General features: G+C 71.7%; 16 protein-coding genes and 1 pseudogene. 9 read left to right on the forward strand and 8 right to left on the reverse strand.

Going from position 1 to position 17,522, the window contains the following annotated elements; genetic code table 11:
* Positions 1–240 precede the first annotated feature (240 nt).
* From ACQF4J_RS04775 to ACQF4J_RS04785, 3 genes and pseudogenes are all read left to right on the forward strand, one after another.
* Entirely contained in the window at positions 241–1,995 is a 1,755-nt protein-coding gene (locus ACQF4J_RS04775; RefSeq protein ID WP_351804792.1) for a SpoIIE family protein phosphatase, read from the forward strand.
* A 57-nt stretch (positions 1,996–2,052) separates the two neighbouring features.
* A complete protein-coding gene (locus ACQF4J_RS04780) occupies positions 2,053–2,277 on the forward strand; it encodes a hypothetical protein (protein WP_351563746.1) in 225 nt (74 codons plus the stop codon).
* A gap of 68 nt (positions 2,278–2,345) precedes the next feature.
* Positions 2,346–2,477: pseudogene (locus tag ACQF4J_RS04785) on the forward strand (helicase-related protein); the annotation flags it as partial.
* Between the two features lie 78 nt (positions 2,478–2,555).
* Here ACQF4J_RS04785 and ACQF4J_RS04790 read toward each other — a convergent pair.
* Together ACQF4J_RS04790 and ACQF4J_RS04795 are read right to left on the reverse strand one after the other, a co-directional pair.
* Positions 2,556–3,251 (reverse strand): GAF and ANTAR domain-containing protein, encoded by a 696-nt coding sequence (locus ACQF4J_RS04790; RefSeq protein WP_351564033.1) that lies wholly within the window; start codon positions 3,249–3,251, stop codon positions 2,556–2,558.
* A 312-nt stretch (positions 3,252–3,563) separates the two neighbouring features.
* Entirely contained in the window at positions 3,564–4,256 is a 693-nt protein-coding gene (locus tag ACQF4J_RS04795) for a GAF and ANTAR domain-containing protein (protein WP_351563748.1), read from the reverse strand.
* 180 nt (positions 4,257–4,436) lie between these two features.
* On the opposite strand from ACQF4J_RS04795, the gene ACQF4J_RS04800 reads away from it, so the two are divergent.
* On the forward strand, positions 4,437–4,775 hold the full coding sequence (locus ACQF4J_RS04800; protein ID WP_351563750.1) for a hypothetical protein: 339 nt from the start codon (positions 4,437–4,439) through the stop codon (positions 4,773–4,775).
* A gap of 54 nt (positions 4,776–4,829) precedes the next feature.
* Positions 4,830–5,573: an SAM-dependent methyltransferase gene (locus ACQF4J_RS04805; protein ID WP_427164709.1), complete on the forward strand. Its 744-nt coding sequence runs from the start codon at positions 4,830–4,832 to the stop codon at positions 5,571–5,573.
* Between the two features lie 48 nt (positions 5,574–5,621).
* Here ACQF4J_RS04805 and rph read toward each other — a convergent pair whose 3' ends face one another.
* Both rph and ACQF4J_RS04815 read right to left on the reverse strand, forming a co-directional pair.
* A complete protein-coding gene (gene rph / locus ACQF4J_RS04810; RefSeq protein ID WP_427164712.1) occupies positions 5,622–8,222 on the reverse strand; it encodes a rifamycin-inactivating phosphotransferase in 2,601 nt (866 codons plus the stop codon).
* A gap of 224 nt (positions 8,223–8,446) precedes the next feature.
* Positions 8,447–9,322: a LysR family transcriptional regulator gene (locus tag ACQF4J_RS04815; RefSeq protein ID WP_351563756.1), complete on the reverse strand. Its 876-nt coding sequence runs from the start codon at positions 9,320–9,322 to the stop codon at positions 8,447–8,449.
* Positions 9,323–9,405: 83 nt separating this feature from the next.
* On the opposite strand from ACQF4J_RS04815, the gene ACQF4J_RS04820 reads away from it, so the two are divergent.
* The gene (locus ACQF4J_RS04820; protein WP_351804781.1) at positions 9,406–10,131 is read left to right on the forward strand and encodes an SDR family oxidoreductase; all 726 of its coding nucleotides are present in this window, start codon (positions 9,406–9,408) and stop codon (positions 10,129–10,131) included.
* A gap of 6 nt (positions 10,132–10,137) precedes the next feature.
* Here the strand turns inward: ACQF4J_RS04820 and ACQF4J_RS04825 are convergent, their stop codons facing one another.
* Positions 10,138–10,851, reverse strand: coding sequence for an SDR family oxidoreductase (locus ACQF4J_RS04825; protein WP_351563760.1), 714 nt, complete (start codon positions 10,849–10,851; stop codon positions 10,138–10,140).
* A gap of 116 nt (positions 10,852–10,967) precedes the next feature.
* Here ACQF4J_RS04825 and ACQF4J_RS04830 point away from each other — a divergent pair, with 116 nt between their 5' ends.
* Entirely contained in the window at positions 10,968–11,579 is a 612-nt protein-coding gene (locus ACQF4J_RS04830) for a TetR/AcrR family transcriptional regulator (protein ID WP_351563762.1), read from the forward strand.
* 54 nt (positions 11,580–11,633) lie between these two features.
* On the opposite strand, the gene ACQF4J_RS04835 is transcribed toward ACQF4J_RS04830, so the two are convergent.
* The 3 genes from ACQF4J_RS04835 to ACQF4J_RS04845 form a co-directional block, all read right to left on the reverse strand.
* The gene (locus ACQF4J_RS04835) at positions 11,634–13,295 is read right to left on the reverse strand and encodes a serine/threonine-protein kinase (protein ID WP_427164715.1); all 1,662 of its coding nucleotides are present in this window, start codon (positions 13,293–13,295) and stop codon (positions 11,634–11,636) included.
* Positions 13,296–13,434: 139 nt separating this feature from the next.
* A complete protein-coding gene (locus ACQF4J_RS04840) occupies positions 13,435–14,208 on the reverse strand; it encodes a polysaccharide deacetylase family protein (protein WP_351563766.1) in 774 nt (257 codons plus the stop codon).
* 197 nt (positions 14,209–14,405) lie between these two features.
* Positions 14,406–15,542 (reverse strand): endonuclease/exonuclease/phosphatase family protein, encoded by a 1,137-nt coding sequence (locus ACQF4J_RS04845; RefSeq protein WP_427168562.1) that lies wholly within the window; start codon positions 15,540–15,542, stop codon positions 14,406–14,408.
* Positions 15,543–15,632: 90 nt separating this feature from the next.
* Between ACQF4J_RS04845 and ACQF4J_RS04850 the strand changes: the two genes are divergently transcribed.
* Entirely contained in the window at positions 15,633–16,328 is a 696-nt protein-coding gene (locus tag ACQF4J_RS04850; protein WP_351563770.1) for a response regulator transcription factor, read from the forward strand.
* Complete coding sequence (locus ACQF4J_RS04855; protein ID WP_427164716.1) at positions 16,321–17,520, forward strand: sensor histidine kinase; 1,200 nt, start codon at positions 16,321–16,323, stop codon at positions 17,518–17,520. The genes ACQF4J_RS04850 and ACQF4J_RS04855 overlap by 8 nt, the downstream gene beginning before the upstream one ends.
* Positions 17,521–17,522: the final 2 nt, after the last annotated feature.

Below are 17,522 nucleotides of genomic sequence, written 5' to 3' on the forward strand. Positions count from 1 at the left end.
CCCCCCACGGGACTGACTACTGGCGGTAGCACCGCGCATGCCAGTTCGACTTGGACAGAGGGCGCATGGTTGTGCACCTTGGGAGCGGAAGTTGTTCACCTTTGATTCACACCGGTTTTCACTCCGCTTCCCCGTGGGCCTCGGAGGTGGAGCGAATCGACGTGCACTTCCCCTTCAAAGGGGTACGGGGAGGGCACCCGGGACTGGTGGTGGCAGCGCGAGCGACGAGGAGGTGAGGACATGGCCGAGTCGGTGACCGGACGGACCGCGCGGCAAGGGGCCGCGCCGGCGCCGTCCGCCGAGCTGACCACGGCGCTGGAGGCCATCGGGGCCGGGGCGTACGTCGTGGACGAGGAAGGGCGCATCATCGCCGCCAACGTCCTCGCCGAGCGGCTGCTGGCCTGGTCGGCCGAGGACCTGCTGGGCCACGACGCACACGAGCTGCTGCACCGCGGACCGCAGGGTCAGACCCTGCCGAGGACGCAGTGCCGGATGCGCCAGTCGTTCCACGACAGGCGCCCGGCCCAGGCCGACATCGACTACTTCGCGCGCGGGGACGGCACACTGCTGCCCATCTCCTGGATGATCACCCCGTACGACGTCGCCGCAGACGGGGACCGCACGCTCATCGTCTTCCACGCCAACGAGGACCCGCTGGAGACGGTGCCGCAGCCGGAGCCGGCTGCCGAGCCGATGCCGGAGCTGGAACGGCTGGCCCTGCTGGCCGAGACCACCACGCGGCTCACGTCCACGCTGGACACCGAGGAGACGCTGCGCCGGCTGGTGGAACTGGTCGTGCCCCGGCTGGCGGACTGGGCGGTCGTCGACCTGATCAGCGAGCGCGACGAGGTGTGGCGCACCGTCGTGGTCCACGCCGAGGAGGACGGCACGCTGGTCCACCGGGAGGACCTGCAGGGCCCGATGCCGCCCGTACCGCAGGCATCCCCGATGCCGCTCTCCCGTGCCCTGCGCGGGGTCGCCTCGACCCTGGCGGACCAGCAGACCTACCGGCAGCCGCCGGACGCGGGCATAGCGGTCGAGCAGCGCCACCTGTTCGACGCCACCGGCATGCACTCCGCGGCCATCGCGCCCATCCGCAGCACACGCGACGTGCTGGGCGCCCTGACGGTGGGCCGCTCCGAGAACCCGGTGGCCTTCACCTCCGCCGAACTGCCGCTGATCGAGGACATCGCACGCCGCGCCGGTCTCGCGCTGGACAACGCCCGCCTCTACCAGCGTCAACGCAAGGTCGCCGAGACCATGCAGAACCATCTGCTGCCCCAGATGCCGGGCGTGCCGGACCTGCAGATGACGGTCCGCTACCTGCCCGCGCCGCACGCCTCGCAGGTGGGCGGCGACTGGTACGACGCCTTTCGCCTGTCCGACGGCTCCACCGCCCTGGCCATCGGAGACGTCGTCGGCCATGACCTGGAGGCCGCGGCCGGCATGGCCCAGGTCCGCAACATGCTCCGCGCCTACGCCTGGTCGCAGCAGGAACCGCCCAGCCGTATCGTCGAACGGCTCGACGAGGCGATCCATCACATCACCGACGTCTCCATGGCCACCGTGATCTTCGGGCGGATCCAGGCCGCGGGCGACGGCCACTGGCAGCTGTCCTGGACCAACGCGGGCCACCCTCCGCCGTTGCTGATCAGCCGCGACGGCCTGACCCAGTACCTCACCGAGGGCCATGGCCTCCTTCTGGGCACCGGCGCCAGGGCCCCGCGCCCCGACGCCACGATCTCCCTCCCGCCCGGTTCCACCCTGGTGCTCTACACCGACGGACTGGTCGAGGCACGCGGCCACACCCTGGACGTGGGCCTGAACCGGCTGCGTCGGCACGCCGCCGCCCTCGCCCACCGCCCCCTCGGCTCGTTCACCGACCAGTTGCTGCGCCGGGTCCGGCCCGCCGAGAACGACGACGACGTCGCCCTCCTGGCCCTGCGGACCCCCGGCCACGCGACGGACTGGGACGCTTCGGGCCACGGGCGGTGAACCGCCCCGGTCCGGGTACTCGCGCCGCGCCGATGTTCTTCGACCGGAGGCGATCTCATGACCGACCGTGACGAAGGACAGCCCGCCCAGGCGCCCGACGACGGGGACGACGGGTCACCGCGCACCGCTCCGGCGGACGGCCCCGGCGTCATGGAGGAGGAGCCCTCCGTGCGGGAGGCCATCGACGACGACACCGGCGCCGCCGTGTTCACCGTCCACGACGCCGAGGACCGGGGCCCGCTCGCCCCCGACTTCCGGGAGCCGACGCAGGACGCCGAGTGAACGAGGAAGTGGGACGGCATGCCGGGCGGGAACGGCGGCGGTGTTTCACGGCGGCTGCGACGGACGGCGGCATGGGCATCGACAAGGAGGACGTGCGGCTCGTGCTGCACGCGTCCGTGCCGGGGTCGCTCGACGCCTACTGCCAGGAGATCGGCCGCGCGGGCCGCGACGGGGAACCCGCCGTCGCGGTTCTGCGCTTCACCGCGACCCAACCGGTCCGGGTACTCAAACGCGGCGCCTGCCGTCAGGCGCCGCGCATTGCCCGTTCCGTCAGGGCGTCACGGTCGGGGACGCAGTGGCGGACGCGGCGTCGGTGGCCGGCCGGCGAGGTTGGTCAGCAGCCGCGTGCAGACGTCCCGGAGCTTGAGGTTGGTCTCCTGCGACAGCCGGCGCAGGAGGTCGAAGGCTTCCTCCTCCGTGCACTCGCGCTGCGCCATGACGACGCCGATGGCCTGGTCGATGACGCGGCGGGAGGTGAGCGCGGTCTGCAGGTCGCGGGTGAAGTCCTCCGTGTCGGCCAGTCGCTGCGCCAGCGCGATGGCGCCACCGGCCTGGGCGGCGCACGACGCCAGGGCGGAGCGGTCGCTCTCCGTGAAGGCGTCCGGTTGTGCGGCGTAGAAGTTCAGCGCCCCGGCGGTGTGCGTGCCCACCGGTACCGGAAGGGACAGCGAGGAACGGATGCCCAGGTCGGCCGCGAACGACGGGTAGGAACCCCAGCGGCCCTCGTTCAGTGTGTCCGGCACATGGACGACCGCCCCGGTGCGCAGGGCCTGCAGGCACGGGCCGTCGTCCAGGCCGTACTGCTTCTCGTCCAGTTTGTCCGCCACTCCCCCGGTGCTGACCACGGTCAGCGGCCGCTCGCGTCGTTGCAGCGTCACCCCGCAGCCGTCCGCTCCCGAGTTGCCCACGGCGTCGTCCACGAGGTGCTGCAGGAAGTCGCGTACCGAGGCGGTCTCCGTCAGCCAGTCGATCATGTCGAGCGCGCGCTGGTTGCCATCCAGCCGATCCACCGCCCGTCACCTCCCACGTCAGGGCCTCCTACGGCTCCGAGCCTTGCTGTTACCCGCTGAGCGCCGTGATGCGACATGGGCCGACGTTTCCGCGATCACAGGACGTCGTACGAGGAGCACGTGTGACGCATGCGGTGCGCGGTGCGCTGTAACCGGTGGGCCCTGATCAAGGCCCGCAAGGCCCGCTTCCCCCGTGCGGGTCCTTGCCCACGGGCCGGGCGGGTGCGATTCCCCCCGACACCTGCCCGCCCGTGGCCCGCCCTGCGGACGTAGTGATCAGCGCTGTTTCGGAGGGTCCTTGCGGACCCGCTGGGCGACGTCGCGCAGTTTGACGTTGTGCTGCTGGGAGATGCGGCGCAGGACGTTGAAGGCGTCGTCCTCGCTCAGATTGTGGCGTTCCATCAGGATGCCCATGGCCTCGCCGATGGCGTGCCGGGTCTTCATGGCGTCCTCGAGCTGGTCGATGGTGCGGGCGTCGGCCAGGGCGACGGCGGCGTGCGAGGCCAGCAGCCAGCCGGCGGTCTCGATGTCCTTGCCGAAGGCGCCCGGGCTGCCGGCGTACAGGTTCAGCGCGCCGAAGTCCTCGTCGTGGGTGTAGAGCAGCACCCCGGTCATGCTGCCGATCCCCAGGTCGCGGGCGGCCGCGGCGAACCGCGGCCAGGACTCCTGCGGCCGCGTCATGTCCTCGATCCGGAAGACCCTTTCGCCGTTCGCCCGCTGTGCCAGATCGAAACACGGGCCCTCGGCCAGCTCGCCCTGCAGACGGTCGGAGGCCTCGACCACGTCCCCGCAGGCGGACAGGGTGACCGCCCGGCCCTTGCGCACCGCCAGGATGCCGGCGGCGTCGCAGCCCTCCACCAGCCGCACCGCCGACTTCACGATCTCGTCCAGTGTCCCCTGCACCGACTCCTGCGCCAGCAGGTTCCGCGCGAGCTGGGCCATCGCCTCGGCGAACTCTCGCCACTCCACCGCCACCACCCGCCTCGATCACCGGTCCGGCCAGCCTACCGCCCGCCGCTTCGCGGGTCCGGGACCACGCGGACGGGAGGATCCGCCGACGGTGAGGGTGATGTGACCATGGGCTCTTCGCGCTATCGAGCCGGTGATTGCGGGTAAATGGACGTTCCCAGCTCATGCCAAGGCGGTCGTATGAACTTCCCCAGACCGGAATCCCGCTTCGCCGACATCCTCTCGACCTCCGTCCTCCGGCAGGACCTGACCGCGTCGGAGGACGACCAGTTCCGTCGCGCCCTGGCCGCACAGTCCGCCGTCCACATGGCGGAAGGCGCTCTGACCGTGCTCGGGCCCGTGCCCATCGGTGAGGCGAGGCAGGTACTGGCGGACCTGGGCCGGGCCGTCGGGATGGACATCGCCACCGTGGCGGAACATCTGCTGAACGTGGTCCAGGGACTGGACGCGCCCGCCGTGGTGACGGACGAGCTGCACCGCGTGCTGGCGCCGTACCGGCAGGACGAGCCGCCCCTGTGACGAGGCGGGCCTAAATGAGGTGCGGGCGCGCGCCGCCGTTGGCACGCTGCCCCGGTGAATCGCGAACAGATCTCCCGCATCGCTCATACCGAACACCCGATCAAGTCCCCGCTCTCCGACGACTCGGTGCGCCGCCTGCTGGAACGCGGGCTGCCCAGGGGTGACGAGCGGGTCCTCGACCTCGGCTGCGGCACCGGGGAATGGCTGCTGCGCGCCCTGGCCGTGCGGCCGGGCGTGCGTGCCGAAGGCGTGGACATCTCGGAGGAGGCCCTCGCCGAGGCGGCCGCACGGGCGAGCGATCTCGGTGTCCGGGACCGTCTCGTCCTGCACCACCGCAAGGCCGAGGAGTTCGTGTCCCAGGAGCCGTTCGACGTCGTCCTCAGCTTCGGGGCCGCGCACGCCTTCGGCGGTTTGATCCCGACGCTCGCCGCGGCCCGCCGGCATCTGGCTCCCGGGGGCCGTGTCCTCATCGGTGACGGATTCTGGGAGCGGCCTCCCTCGCAGGAGGCCGTCGAGATGCTCGGGGACTTCACGGACCTGGCGACGACCGTGGACCGGGTAGTCGCCGAGGGCTGGACTCCGGTGGACGGGCACGTCAGCACACGTCAGGAACTGGACGACTACGAATGGGCCTGCTGGGGCTTCCTGGCCGCCTGGGCTCTGGATCACCCCGACGATCCGGACAGCGCGCAGGCACTGCGGACGGCCACGACCCGGCGCGCGGAGTGGCTTCACGTCTACCGGGACCCCTTCGGCTTCTTCTCCCTGGTACTGCGTCGCACACCCGGCTCCGCCTGAGCCGGCCGCGACGCCGGGCGCGCCGGCATCGCGGTGCGGCTCAGGCGGTCAGGGCAGGATCTCCACGTACCCGTCCGTTCCGTGCACGCGGATACGGCGGCCGTCCTGGATCAGCCGGGTGGCCCCCTCCACGCCCACGACGGCCGGCAGGCCGTACTCCCGGGCGATCACCGCGCCGTGCGTCATCAGGCCACCGACCTCCGTCACCAGGCCCGCGATTGCGACGAACAGGGGCGACCAGCTCGGGTCCGTACAGGTCGTGACCAGAATGTCGCCGGCCTCGAGATCGGCCTGCGCCATGTCGAGGATGACGCGGGCCCGTCCCTCGACGGTCCCGGCGGAGACCGGCAGGCCGATCAGGGCGCCGGCGGGTACGTCGTCGCGTCGGTACGCCCCGTTGAGGGTCTCGCCGTCCGACGTGAGCACCCGCGGCGGCGTGAGCGCCTGGTACGAGCGGAACGCCTCTTCGCGTCGCCGGATGAGCTGCTCGTCCACCCGCATCGCGCGTGCGGCCTCGTGGAACTCCTGGAAGGTGAGGTAGAAGACGTCCTCCTTCTCCCGGAACACGCCGGCCTCCACGAGGCGTTCGGCCTCTTCGAGCAGCGCCTGCTTGTAGACGAAGTAGCGGCTGACGATGGCGTACTTGGGGTACTCCCGGTACCCGATGAAGGTCCGCACCCGGTCGATCATCCGCTTGGTCTCGTCGGCTTTGCGGTCGCCGTCCGGCAGTGCCCGCAGACGGGACAGCACCTCGTGTTCCTTCTCCCGCGCCCGCTGCCGGCCCTGCTCGAACCGCCGCTCGGCGGCGCCCGGTTCGAAGTTCCTGACGTTGTCGAGGATCAACGGCAGGAGCGTGTCGGGGCGCTCGCGCCACCGCGGCCTGGTGATGTCGATCTCGCCTACGCAGCGCATGCCGTACCGGTCGAGGTACGCCTCGATGGCGTCGCGCGCCGCGATCCCGCCGGGGAGTCCGGCCAGTTCGTCCAGGAAGTCCTCGTCCTCGACCCCCTGCAGGAACGCCACCACCTCCGGGTGCGGGCGGACGGCGTCCGCGACGTCGAGCAGCGCCAGCCCCATCTCCGACGTGACGTTGCCGGGTGCGGACAGCGTGAGGGTGTCGGCCGCGTTCTTCTCGCCCAGCCACTCCAGCAGATTGTCGTTGAGCCACCAGGTGGCCTCCATCCCCGCCATGATCGCGGGGAGGTTGAGCGGATCGGTGAGCACCCGCTTGTGCTCCTCGAATGCCTCCAGCAGGAAGTCGAACAGCGCCGGTCCGGTCCGGTTCGGGATGTCGTGCTCGAGGGCGGCGAGGAACTCCTCGTTGCGCTTGATCAGTTCGGTGACGACGGCCGGATCGGTCTCGATCGACGGGGCCGCCGCGCCCCCGGCCGGCGGGCCGCCGGGACCCGCGTCCGGGAGCGTCGGGATGAAACCGTCGCGGTCGAGGACGGTCTCCAGCGCGTCCCTGGTCAGCGGATCCCCCCGTCCGATGAGGTCCAGGAGGCGGGCTCGGCCCGCGGGCGAGGAGAGCTGCCGGGTGACGTCGACGAACAGCCTCCCGCCGGCCTCGCGCATCGGTGCCATGGCCGTCAGCCGCCACACGGAGAGCCCCAGCGGCCTCATGGCGTCGGTCATCATCTGCTGGTGGCCGACGGAGACGTAGACGTGAGCGTCCTGGTCGTCGGTCTCGGGGACGGGGAACAGCGTCGTGACGGGCCTGCTCTGGACGAACCGGAAGTCGTCGTCGACCAGGCACCATTCGATGTCCTGGGGACGCCCGAAGTGCGCCTCGATGTCGCGGCCGAGCCGCACGAGCCGCAGCACCTGCTCGTCCGTCAGCGCCGGCTGCTCCCGCAGCCGCGCGTCGACCGCCTTCTCCTGGGTACCGCCGTCCGGCAGGGCGTGCAGGGCCCGCTCTTTGGCGGCGATCGTCCTGGCGATCACCTCGCCGTCCCGCACCTTGAACACGTCCGGGTTCACCAGGCCGGAGACCAGGGCCTCACCGAGGCCGAAGCCGGCGTCCACGGTGGCGACCTTCCGGTCGCCGGTGACGGGGTCGGCCGTGAACAGGATGCCGGCCGCCTGGGGGCGGACCATCCGCTGTACGACCACGGCCATCTGGACGGTGCGGTGGTCGATGCCGTTCCGCTGCCGGTAGGTCACGGCCCGTTCCGTGAACAGGGAGGCCCAGCAGCGGCTGATGTGCCGCAGGACCGCCGTCGTCCCTACGACGTTGAGGTACGTGTCCTGCTGGCCCGCGAAGGACGCCGTCGGCAGGTCCTCCGCCGTCGCGCTGGAGCGGACGGCGTAGGCGGCGTGTTCGCCGTGCCGGGCGAGCGCGCCGGTGACGGCCGCCGCCAGGTCGTCCGGTAGGGCGATCCCCTCGACGGCCCGGCGGATCCGCGCGCTGAGTGTGCCGATCTCCTCCCGATCACCGGGGTTCAGGTGCGACAGCTCGTCGAGCCGGTCCCCCATCGCGGGGACCCGCGCCATGATGCGCTGGAAGGCGTCCGTCGTGACGCAGAAGCCACCCGGCACGCGGACGCCGTCGATCCGTGCCAGGCCACCCAGGTGGGCGGCCTTGCCGCCGACCAACGCGACCTGCGTCTCGTCGACCTCTTCGAGATCCAACACGTACTGCTCGCTCATCGCGACTCCCCCCGGGCAGCCGTGCCCTCTCGCCCCGCACCGGCCGGTCGAACGCCCGCCCCCGTTGACAGCCCACACATCGTCGTGCCCTCATTCCGCAGGTCGTGGCCTCGGCCGACGATTCTGCGCCGTCACCGGGGCCTTGCCGCAAGCCCCCCAGTGCGCTATAAGTTGAGAGTGGCAAGGAGAGGTCTCCTTGCCTTTCCTGTTTTCCGGCGCCGTTGTCACGCGTGCGCGGGCGGCGCCGTGTCGCGGAGTGCCGCCGCCGAGCGCACGAGAGCCGCCACGGCGAGGGAGTTGCTGCCGGACGGCCACGCGAGCACCGTCGTGACCGAGGGGGCGTCGACGACGGGCACGGCGACGTGTTCGGGCCACTGCCAGGCACGGCTGGACGCCGGGATGACGAGCAGCGTCCTGCCGAGCGCCACGAGCTGGGCGAGCTTCGACTGGGTGCGCGCCTCCGGGCCGGGACCGTCCGGATAGGAGCCGTCGAGGCGGGGCCATCGGGCGATCGGCAGGTCCGGCACATCGCTCACGTCCGCCAGCGTGAGCTTTTCGCGCGCGGCCAGCGGATGTTCCGCGGGAAGGATGGCGACCTGGCCCTCGACGCGAAGGTCTTCGGTGTCGAACCCGGCGAGGTCGTCGTAGGGGCGATGCATGAGCGCCACGTCGGCGCGGCCGTCGCGGAGCAGTCGTGCCTGTTCGCCGACCTCGCACAGGAGGACCTCGACCGGTACGGCACCGGGTTCCGCCGCCTGCGCGTCCAGGAGCCGTCGCAGCACATCGTGGGACGCGCCGGCCTTCGTCACCAGGACGAGCGGCCGCTTCGGGTCCGCGGCACGCTGTGTCCGACGCGCCGCGGCCGCCACCGCGTCGAGGGCCGTCGCGGCCTCCCGGAGCAGCACCCTTCCGGCCTCGGTGAGCGCCACGCCGCGACGGTCCCGGTCGAGGAGCTGGACGCCGAGGCGCCGCTCCAGCAGGCGGATCGCGCGCGACAGGGGCGGCTGCGCGATGCCGAGCCGGTCGGCGGCGCGTCCGAAGTGCAGTTCCTCGGCGACGGCGACGAAGTACCGAAGCTCGCGAGTCTCGAGATCGACCACGTGAGCAGCCTACTGACCGATACCCGGCGGGTATCACAGCGGCCCCAAACGGTATTGGACCGTGCACGCGCGGCACGCCGAGCATGGACCGCGTGAACGACACGAAGACCGCGCTGGTCACCGGCGCGAACAAGGGAATCGGTTTCGCCATCGCCCAGGGCCTCGGGGCGATCGGCTTCACGGTGGCGGTGGGCGCTCGCGACGACGCCAGGCGCGATGAGGCCGTCGCGCGACTACGTGCCGCGGGAGCCGACGCGTTCGGGGTCGCCCTCGACGTCACCTCCGACGGCAGTGCCGCCGAGGCGGCGGCCGTCGTCGAGCGGACGACGGGGCGGCTCGACGTACTCGTCAACAACGCGGGCATCTCCGGGCGCATCGACGGGGACGGACAGGATCCGACGACACTCGACCTCGACGTCGTCCGCTCGGTCCTCGACACGAACGTCTTCGGGGTCGTGCGGGTGACGAACGCGATGCTTCCGCTGCTCCGCAGCGCCACTTCTCCGCGCATCGTCAACATGTCGAGCAGCATGGGCTCGCTGACCCTGCGGACGGGCCCGGTCATGGCCGCGTACGCGCCGTCGAAGTCGATGCTCAACAGCGTCACGACGCAGTACGCCCGGCAGCTCGCCGACACGCATGTCATCGTCAACGCCTGCTGCCCCGGCTATGTGGCGACCGACTTCACCGGTTTCAACGCGCCGCGGACGCCCGAGCAGGGTGCCGCGATCGCGATCCGGCTCGCCACCCTGCCGGACGACGGACCGCGTGGCGGCTTCTTCGACGACGAAGGCGTCGTCCCCTGGTGATGGTTCTCAAGGCCGGGCGTGCACGCCCATGCCGCCGGAGACGACGAGGTCGCCGCCGGTGATGTAGCCGGCGGCGTCCGAGGCGAGGAAGGCCACGGCTTCGGCGACGTCGGCGGGGGCTCCGACGCGGCCGAGCGGGATGTCGGCGGCCCAGGAGTCGATCATCTCGCGGGTGACGCCCAGCTTGCCGTAGACGGGCGTGTCGATCAGTCCCGGGCTGACGGCGTTGACGCGGATGCGGCGGGGGGCGAGTTCGAGCGCGAGGGACCGCACGAGGGGTGTCAGGGCACCCTTGGCGGCGGTCGTCGCGGCTCCGATCCCTTCGCCGGCCCCCACCGTGAACACGACCGAGGCGCCGTCGTTGAGGAGGGGAAGGGCCTTCTGCAGGGTGAAGAAGCCGCCTTTGACGTTGATGTCGAAGAGGTCGTCGAAGGCTTCTTCGTCGGTCGACGCGATCGGGCCGGGGCGCGAGACGCCAGCGTTGAGGAAGAGCAGGTCGAGGGAGCCGAGATGACGGCGTGCCCGCTCCATCGCGTGGTCGATGTCCGGCAGGGACCGTGCGTCGGCCCGGACGACGAGGACGTCGTCGGGAAGCCCGGCGTCGGCGACGTTCCGTACGCCGGTGACCATGACCCGGTGACCGCGGGAGTGGAGGAGTTCGGCGGTCGCCTTGCCGATGCCGCTGGTTCCGCCGGTGATCAGAGCAGTGCGTTGAGACATGGTGCGTTCCTTCGCGTTCCACCGGGAAGCAGATGCTGACACCGTATGCCCGATTGACAGCGACTGCCAAGTGTCCTCCGAGTGTCACCCTGACAGCGCGACGCTACTGTGGGGGCATGAAGCGGGAAGCCAAGGCAGCGACCGGAGCGTCGGCCACTCTGTGGGACCGGACGCGGCAGCTGGCCTCTCAGGAGATCCTCGAGACGGCCCTGCGCCTGTTCACCGAGCAGGGGTACGACGAGACGACCATCGCCCAGATCGCCCGGGAGGCCGGCGTCTCCCAGCGCACCCTCTTCCGCTACTTCGGCAGCAAGGAGGACCTGCTCGGCGGTGGCCAGGACCGCTTCGGGCAGGTCCTGACGGACACGATCGGCGAACTGCCCGCGGATGCCGACGCCTGGGAGGTCCTGCGCGCGGGCCTCGCGGCCGTGCTGGCCCTGCACGACAGCCGGGAACAGGCCCTCGAGAGGTTCCGCCTCCTGCACAACACGGCCTCGCTGCGCGCCGGTTGGCTCGAGAAGCGACTGCGCTTCCAGGAGGATCTGCTGCCGCTCATCGAGGCGCGCATGGACCGCGGCGCGGCCGGCGGTACGGCCCTCAGGGCCCGCGCCGTGATCGCGACGGCGTTCGCGTGCCTGGACGCCGCGTCGATGACGTGGGTCGACTGCGACGGTGAGGGCGAGATCATGGACCTGTACGACGCGTGCCTGGCCGCCGTGCGCGGCTGAACCGCGACCACCGACCGACGGCGCCCCGATGACCGTGTCCGCTCACCCGCGTGGTCAGCGTGCCGGTGGTTCCGACGCGGTGAAGCGTTCGAAACCCGCATGGAAAGCCGTGTCCCGCGGGTCGGTCGCGCTGTAGTGGAAGGCGGCCACGCCGCAGCCCCGCTGATCGAAGGCGGCTCCGGTGTAGGAGGCCACCTGGGTGCCGTCGACGGTCAGTTCCACCTTGATCAGACCCGCGCCGGCCGACGAGCAGTTCATCGCCATGTCGACCAGCTGCTGGCTGTCCACCTTCAGTCCCACGTCCGCGAGGTTCACCTCGACGACCCGGTCGTGCTGGAAGGCTCCCTTGAACCGGAACTCGCGCACGATCAACGCCTCCTGACCGGTGGTCAGGTACGTCGCCCAACGGGAACCCGTGCGGAAGTCGCCCGAGCCGTTGCACCACAGCCCGACCCCGCCCTCACCCCCGTACCAGGCCGTCTGGGTGCTGAGCCGGACCGCGAACGACGACGGCTCGAAGGGCGCCTGCGGCCACACCTCCAGCTCGGACCTGGGGTCCACCAGCATGGTCCCGCCCTCGTGCGTGATCCTGGCGAGGGCCGGGTCCTTGTGCGTCCAGTCGCCCGAGTCGGTCAGATCATCGGTGTACGACTGGAGTGGGGAGCCCGCTGATCTCTTGGCGGTCCCGGCCGACGCGGAGACGGAACCGTGGGCCTGCGGGCCGCCCTTGGCCGGCGATCCGCCCGAGGTGGTGCTGAGGACGACGGCGAGCAGCACCGCCACCGCGGCGCTGCCGGCCGCGAGGGCCCACAGCCGTAGCTGCTTGCCGCTCGGGCCGCCCCCCGTGTCGCCGCTCCCGGGCCCGGGTGACGGCGGCAGCGGTGGTGCCGGCGCGGCCGCCCGGGCGTGCGCGCTCTCCGCCGCCCCGGCGAGCCGGGTGACGAGTTCGGCCGCGGTGGGGCGTCGCGCCGGGTCCTTGCTCAGACAGTCGGCGATGACCGAGCGGACCGGCTCGGGCACCCCCGTGAGGTCCGCCTCGCGCTCGCACACGGCGACGAGCACCTCGTAGTCGCTCTCCCCGTCGAAGGGATGCCGCCCCGTGGCGGCGAAGTACAGCGTGCCGCCGAGGGAGAACACGTCGGAGGCACTGGTCACCCGGTGGGACTTCACCTGCTCCGGAGACATGTAGGCGGGCGAGCCCAGCACACTGCCCGGCGTGGTGAGGGCCGACTCCAGGAGCCGGTCGTCACGGGCGATGCCGAAGTCGATGATCCGCGGGCCGTCCGGGGAGAGCAGGATGTTGGACGGTTTGATGTCCCGGTGCACCACACCCACGCGGTGCACCTGGGCCAGCGCGTGCGCCACCGCCAGCGCCACGGACTGCAGCCGCCCGGAGGCCAACGGGCCGCCCGCCGCGACGTGTTGGTGCATGGTGGGCCCGGGCACGAACTCGCTGACGATGTACGGGTGCGGCCCGGAGAGGTCGGCGTCCAGGACCCGCGCCGTGGCCAGCTCACCCACCCGGCTCGCCGCGCCGAACTCCCGGCGCACCCGCGCGAGGGCGACCTCGTCGTACTCCTTGCCCGGCAGCAGGAACTTCACCACGACCTGGCGTCCCGCCCGGTCCCGGGCGAGCCACACCACACCCTGCCCACCCCGGCCGAGCTCGCGCTCGTAGACGTATCCGCCCACCGACAACTGCATCCGAGGATCCATGCCCCCGCCCCCCAGCCCCGCCCCCGGCTCCTGGCCGTCCTTCAGCGTATGGGGTTTCCGGGGCCGTAACAGGACTTTTGGCGGGGTCTGCTGACAAAGAGAGCATCAAGCCCGCGCGCGGTGCCGTCCTCCGCGCGGTTCAGCGCACCGGGAAGCCGAACGAATAGCCCTGCTGCTTGAGTTGGGGCAGGATCCGGCGCAGCGCCTCGACGGTCTGGGAGCGGTCGCCGCCGGCGTCGTGGAAGAGCAGCGTCGGCCCGTTGGGCAGCTCTCGTTCCACGGTGGCGACGATGGCGTCCGTGCCCGGCCGTTCGAAGTCCTTGGAGTCGACGTTCCAGCCCAGCGGACGCATGCCGTGGGAGGCTGCGAGCTTGCGGCTGTAAGGGGTGAACGCGCCGCCGGGCGCCCGGTAGTACATGGGCCGCACGCCCCCGGACGCCTCGGTGATCATGCGTTCGGCGCCGAGTATCTCCTGGGACTGGTAGGCCTCGGACTTCTTGTCCATGGCGGTGTCGTGCGACACCGAGTGGTCGCACAGCCGGTGTCCGGCGGCGACCACCTTCTTCACGAGGTCGGGGTGCGCCTGAGCCTGCGTCCCGACCATGCAGAACGTGGCCTTCACCCCGTACTGGCGGAGCACGTCGAGGACTTGCGGGGTCCACTCGGGGTCGGGGCCGTCGTCGATGGTGATGTTCACCCCGCGCGCACCCTTGTCCGAGGCGTGCACGATGGTCACCGCCACCGGCTTGACCTCGCCGCCGTGCGCGGCCGAGGCGGCCGCCTTCGGCGACGATCCGCCCACGACGCCGGCCTGGGCGGTCCACACCGAGGCACCGGCGGCCAGTGCGGTCACTCCGACCGCCGCCACGACCACCTTGCCGTACCAGCCCCGCCCGCCGCCGTGCCGTGCCATGTCCGCCCCGCTTCCGCGCAGTTCCTCGCCGATTCCTTGGTCGACTTCCGACCACCTGACGAGACGAGCGGCGGCGGCTGCGGGATGCGTCCGTTACCGATCACGGACAATTCCGGGGGCGTTCGCGGACAACTCGGCAACCGGCGGGCGCCACAGGGCGGTCGAGCAGGCACCACGGCGGGGCCCGGCGTGCGGCCTCACCAGCTGATCCGGGCCGCCACGGGCAGGTGGTCGCTGCCGGTGGACGGCAGCACCCACGAACTCCGCGGCTGCACGCCCCGGACCAGGATCTGGTCGATCCTCGCCACCGGGAACCTCGCCGGCCAGGTGAAGCCGAAGCCGTCCCCGGCCGCCTCCTGGGCCGAGCGCAGCCTGGAGGTGATGGCGTCGAACGCGCGGTCGTCCGTGGTGCCGTTGAGGTCCCCGAGGAGCACCACCCGCCGGTTCGGCTCGGCGGCGAGGGCCTTGCCGAGCGCCTTGGCGTTGCGGTCCCGGCTGCCCGTCCAGAAGCCGCTCCTCGGCAGCACGCGTACGGACCCGAAGTGCGCCACGTAGACGGCGACGGGCCCCTTGGCGGTGGTCACCGTGGTGCGCAGTGCCCGGTTGCCGGCCAGTTTGACGTCGGCCGGCTTGGTGGCGGCCAGCGGCCCGTAGTCCGTCTCGATGTCGACCGGCCGGGTGTCGGACAGCGGCAGCTTGCTCCACAGCCCGACCGTGCCCTGCACGGTGTGGTACCGGTACGCCTTCGCCAGCCCCTTGTCGTACGCGCCCACGGCCTGCGGGGTCAGTTCCTCCAGCGCGAGCACGTCCGCTCCGCAGGCGGCGAGCTCGCGCGCGGTGCCGGCCGGGTCGGGGTTGCCGGCGTCGACGTTGTGGCTGACCACGGTGAGGTCGCCGCCGGGGCGGGACTTGTCGCCGAGCAGCCCGCCGAAGAGGTTCAGCCACACCACGACCGGCAGCAGCAGCGCGGTCACCGCGGAGGCGGAGCGGCGCCACAGCGCCCCCGCGAGCAGCACCGGGACGAACACGCCGAACCAGGGCAGGAAGCTCTCCACCAGGCTGCCGAGACTCCCCCGGTCCGTGATCCGCGCGTGCAGCAGCATGACCAGGCCGAGCAGCAGGGCCAGCGCCGCGAGCACGGACCCGCGCCTCCAGGGACCCGGCCGGGCGAGGGCGCGGACCGCCCGCCGGATACCCGCGCCTGGAGCAGCGGGGCCGGTGTCGTGGGGGCCGGTGCGGCCCGCCGTCTCGGTATCGCCGTACTCGACCCCGGAGGGCGGTGCGGACGGATCGTGCGGAGGGGACGCCTTCGGTGCTGACGGTGTGGACCACATCATGCTCGCAGTCAAGGCGGCCTGGTGTTGCGGGCATGTATGCGGTTTTCGATATGCCGACGATAGGCGCCGGTTCGTAGCATCGAGGGCATGCGTGTGCTGATCGTCGAGGACGAGCCCTATCTGGCGGAGGCCATCCGCGACGGTCTGCGTCTGGAGGCGATCGCCGCCGACATCGCGGGCGACGGCGACACCGCGCTGGAGCTGCTGGGCATCAACGCCTACGACATCGCCGTCCTCGACCGCGACGTCCCCGGACCTTCCGGCGACGAGATCGCCGAGCGCATCGTCGCCTCAGGCAGCGGCATGCCGATCCTGATGCTCACGGCGGCCGACCGCCTCGACGACAAGGCCTCCGGTTTCGAGCTCGGCGCCGACGACTACCTGACGAAGCCCTTCGAGCTGCGCGAGCTCGCGCTCAGGCTCCGGGCACTCGACCGCAGACGTGCCCACAGCAGGCCCCCGGTCCGGGAGATCGCCGGTGTGCGCCTCGACCCGTTCCGCAGGGAGGTGTACCGGGACGGCCGCTTCGTCGCGTTGACCAGGAAGCAGTTCGCCGTGCTCGAAGTCCTGGTCGCCGCCGAGGGCGGGGTCGTCAGCGCCGAGGAACTGCTGGAACGCGCGTGGGACGAGAACGCCGACCCCTTCACCAACGCCGTACGCATCACCGTATCGGCGCTGCGCAAGCGGCTCGGCGAGCCCTGGGTCATCGCCACCGTGCCGGGTGTGGGCTACCGCATCGACGCGCGGCCGGAGGCCGCGGACGAGGGAGGCAGCCGTGGATAGGGCGCCCGGTGTGAGCGTTCGCCTCAAACTCACCCTGAGCTACGCCGGGTTCCTCATGCTCGCCGGCGTCCTGCTGCTGACGGCGGTGTGGGTGTTCCTGCTGCGCTACGTCCCCAACCGCGCGATGCTCATCAACCCCGACGACAGGCCCACGGGCGTCTTCCCCATCCGGTCCGCCCTCCTGGACGTCTTCGCTCCCAGGGCGGCCGCGGTCCTGGCGTTCCTGCTGCTCTTCGGGCTTCTGGGAGGGTGGGTCCTCGCCGGGCGCATGCTCGCCCCGCTGACCCGGATCACGGACGCCACACGCAGGGCCACGAGCGGCTCGCTCTCCCACCGCGTCCGGCTGCGCGGCCGCAGGGACGAGTTCCGCGAACTCGCCGACGCCTTCGACGCGATGCTCGCACGGCTCGAAGCACACGTCGCCGAACAGCGCAGATTCGCCGCCAACGCCTCGCACGAACTGCGCACCCCGCTCGCCGTCTCCAAGGCGCTTCTCGACGTGGCCCGCGCCGATCCGCACCACGACACCCGTGAGCTCATCGACCGGCTCCACGCCGTCAACACCCGGGCGATCGGCCTCACCGAGGCGCTGCTGCTGCTCAGCCGCGCCGACCAGCGGTCCTTCGTCCGCGAGCCCGTCGACCTGTCCCTCGTGGCGGAGGAAGCCGCCGAAACACTCCTTCCGCTCGCCGAGAAGCACGGCGTCACCGTCGAGGCGTGCGGCGACGTCGCCCCCACGACCGGATCGCAGGCACTCCTGCTGCAGCTGACCACGAACCTCGTGCACAACTCGATCGTGCACAACCTGCCCCGACAGGGCACCGTGCGGGTGCACACCGCCGTCCGTCCCGGGACAGTGGTGCTCACCGTCGAGAACAGCGGCGACCACGTCACCCCGGAGCTGGCCGAGACGCTCGCCGAACCGTTCCAGCGCGGCACCGAACGCACACACGGCGACCACGCGGGCGTCGGCCTCGGCCTGGCGATCGTCAAGACCATCACCCACGCGCACGACGGAACGCTCACCCTCACACCGCGCCCGGCCGGCGGGCTCCGCGTCACCGTGGAACTCCCCCGCCACGACCCAGCGCCGGGCGCGTCCCCGGCCGGTGCCGACCGGGGCACCGGTCGTTCGGCCCCGACGCAGGGCCGGACGTCCCCTCCCGCGGGGCCCGGTGCCGCGATGGGATGAAG

The sequence above is a fragment of the Streptomyces sp. C1-1 genome (genome assembly GCF_050214755.1).
Lineage (GTDB): Bacteria > Actinomycetota > Actinomycetes > Streptomycetales > Streptomycetaceae > Streptomyces.

Bases quoted from the DNA above. Each gene is read 5' to 3' on its own strand.
- ACQF4J_RS04835 (WP_427164715.1), bottom strand. From the start codon at position 13,295: ATGGATCCTCGGATGCAGTTGTCGGTGGGCGGATACGTCTACGAGCGC.
- ACQF4J_RS04800 (WP_351563750.1), top strand. From the start codon at position 4,437: ATGAACTTCCCCAGACCGGAATCCCGCTTCGCCGACATCCTCTCGACC.
- ACQF4J_RS04850 (WP_351563770.1), top strand. From the start codon at position 15,633: ATGCGTGTGCTGATCGTCGAGGACGAGCCCTATCTGGCGGAGGCCATC.
- ACQF4J_RS04790 (WP_351564033.1), bottom strand. From the start codon at position 3,251: ATGATCGACTGGCTGACGGAGACCGCCTCGGTACGCGACTTCCTGCAG.
- ACQF4J_RS04780 (WP_351563746.1), top strand. From the start codon at position 2,053: ATGACCGACCGTGACGAAGGACAGCCCGCCCAGGCGCCCGACGACGGG.
- rph (WP_427164712.1), bottom strand. From the start codon at position 8,222: ATGAGCGAGCAGTACGTGTTGGATCTCGAAGAGGTCGACGAGACGCAG.
- ACQF4J_RS04775 (WP_351804792.1), top strand. From the start codon at position 241: ATGGCCGAGTCGGTGACCGGACGGACCGCGCGGCAAGGGGCCGCGCCG.
- ACQF4J_RS04825 (WP_351563760.1), bottom strand. From the start codon at position 10,851: ATGTCTCAACGCACTGCTCTGATCACCGGCGGAACCAGCGGCATCGGC.
- ACQF4J_RS04845 (WP_427168562.1), bottom strand. From the start codon at position 15,542: ATGTGGTCCACACCGTCAGCACCGAAGGCGTCCCCTCCGCACGATCCG.
- ACQF4J_RS04830 (WP_351563762.1), top strand. From the start codon at position 10,968: ATGAAGCGGGAAGCCAAGGCAGCGACCGGAGCGTCGGCCACTCTGTGG.
- ACQF4J_RS04820 (WP_351804781.1), top strand. From the start codon at position 9,406: ATGGACCGCGTGAACGACACGAAGACCGCGCTGGTCACCGGCGCGAAC.
- ACQF4J_RS04840 (WP_351563766.1), bottom strand. From the start codon at position 14,208: ATGGCACGGCACGGCGGCGGGCGGGGCTGGTACGGCAAGGTGGTCGTG.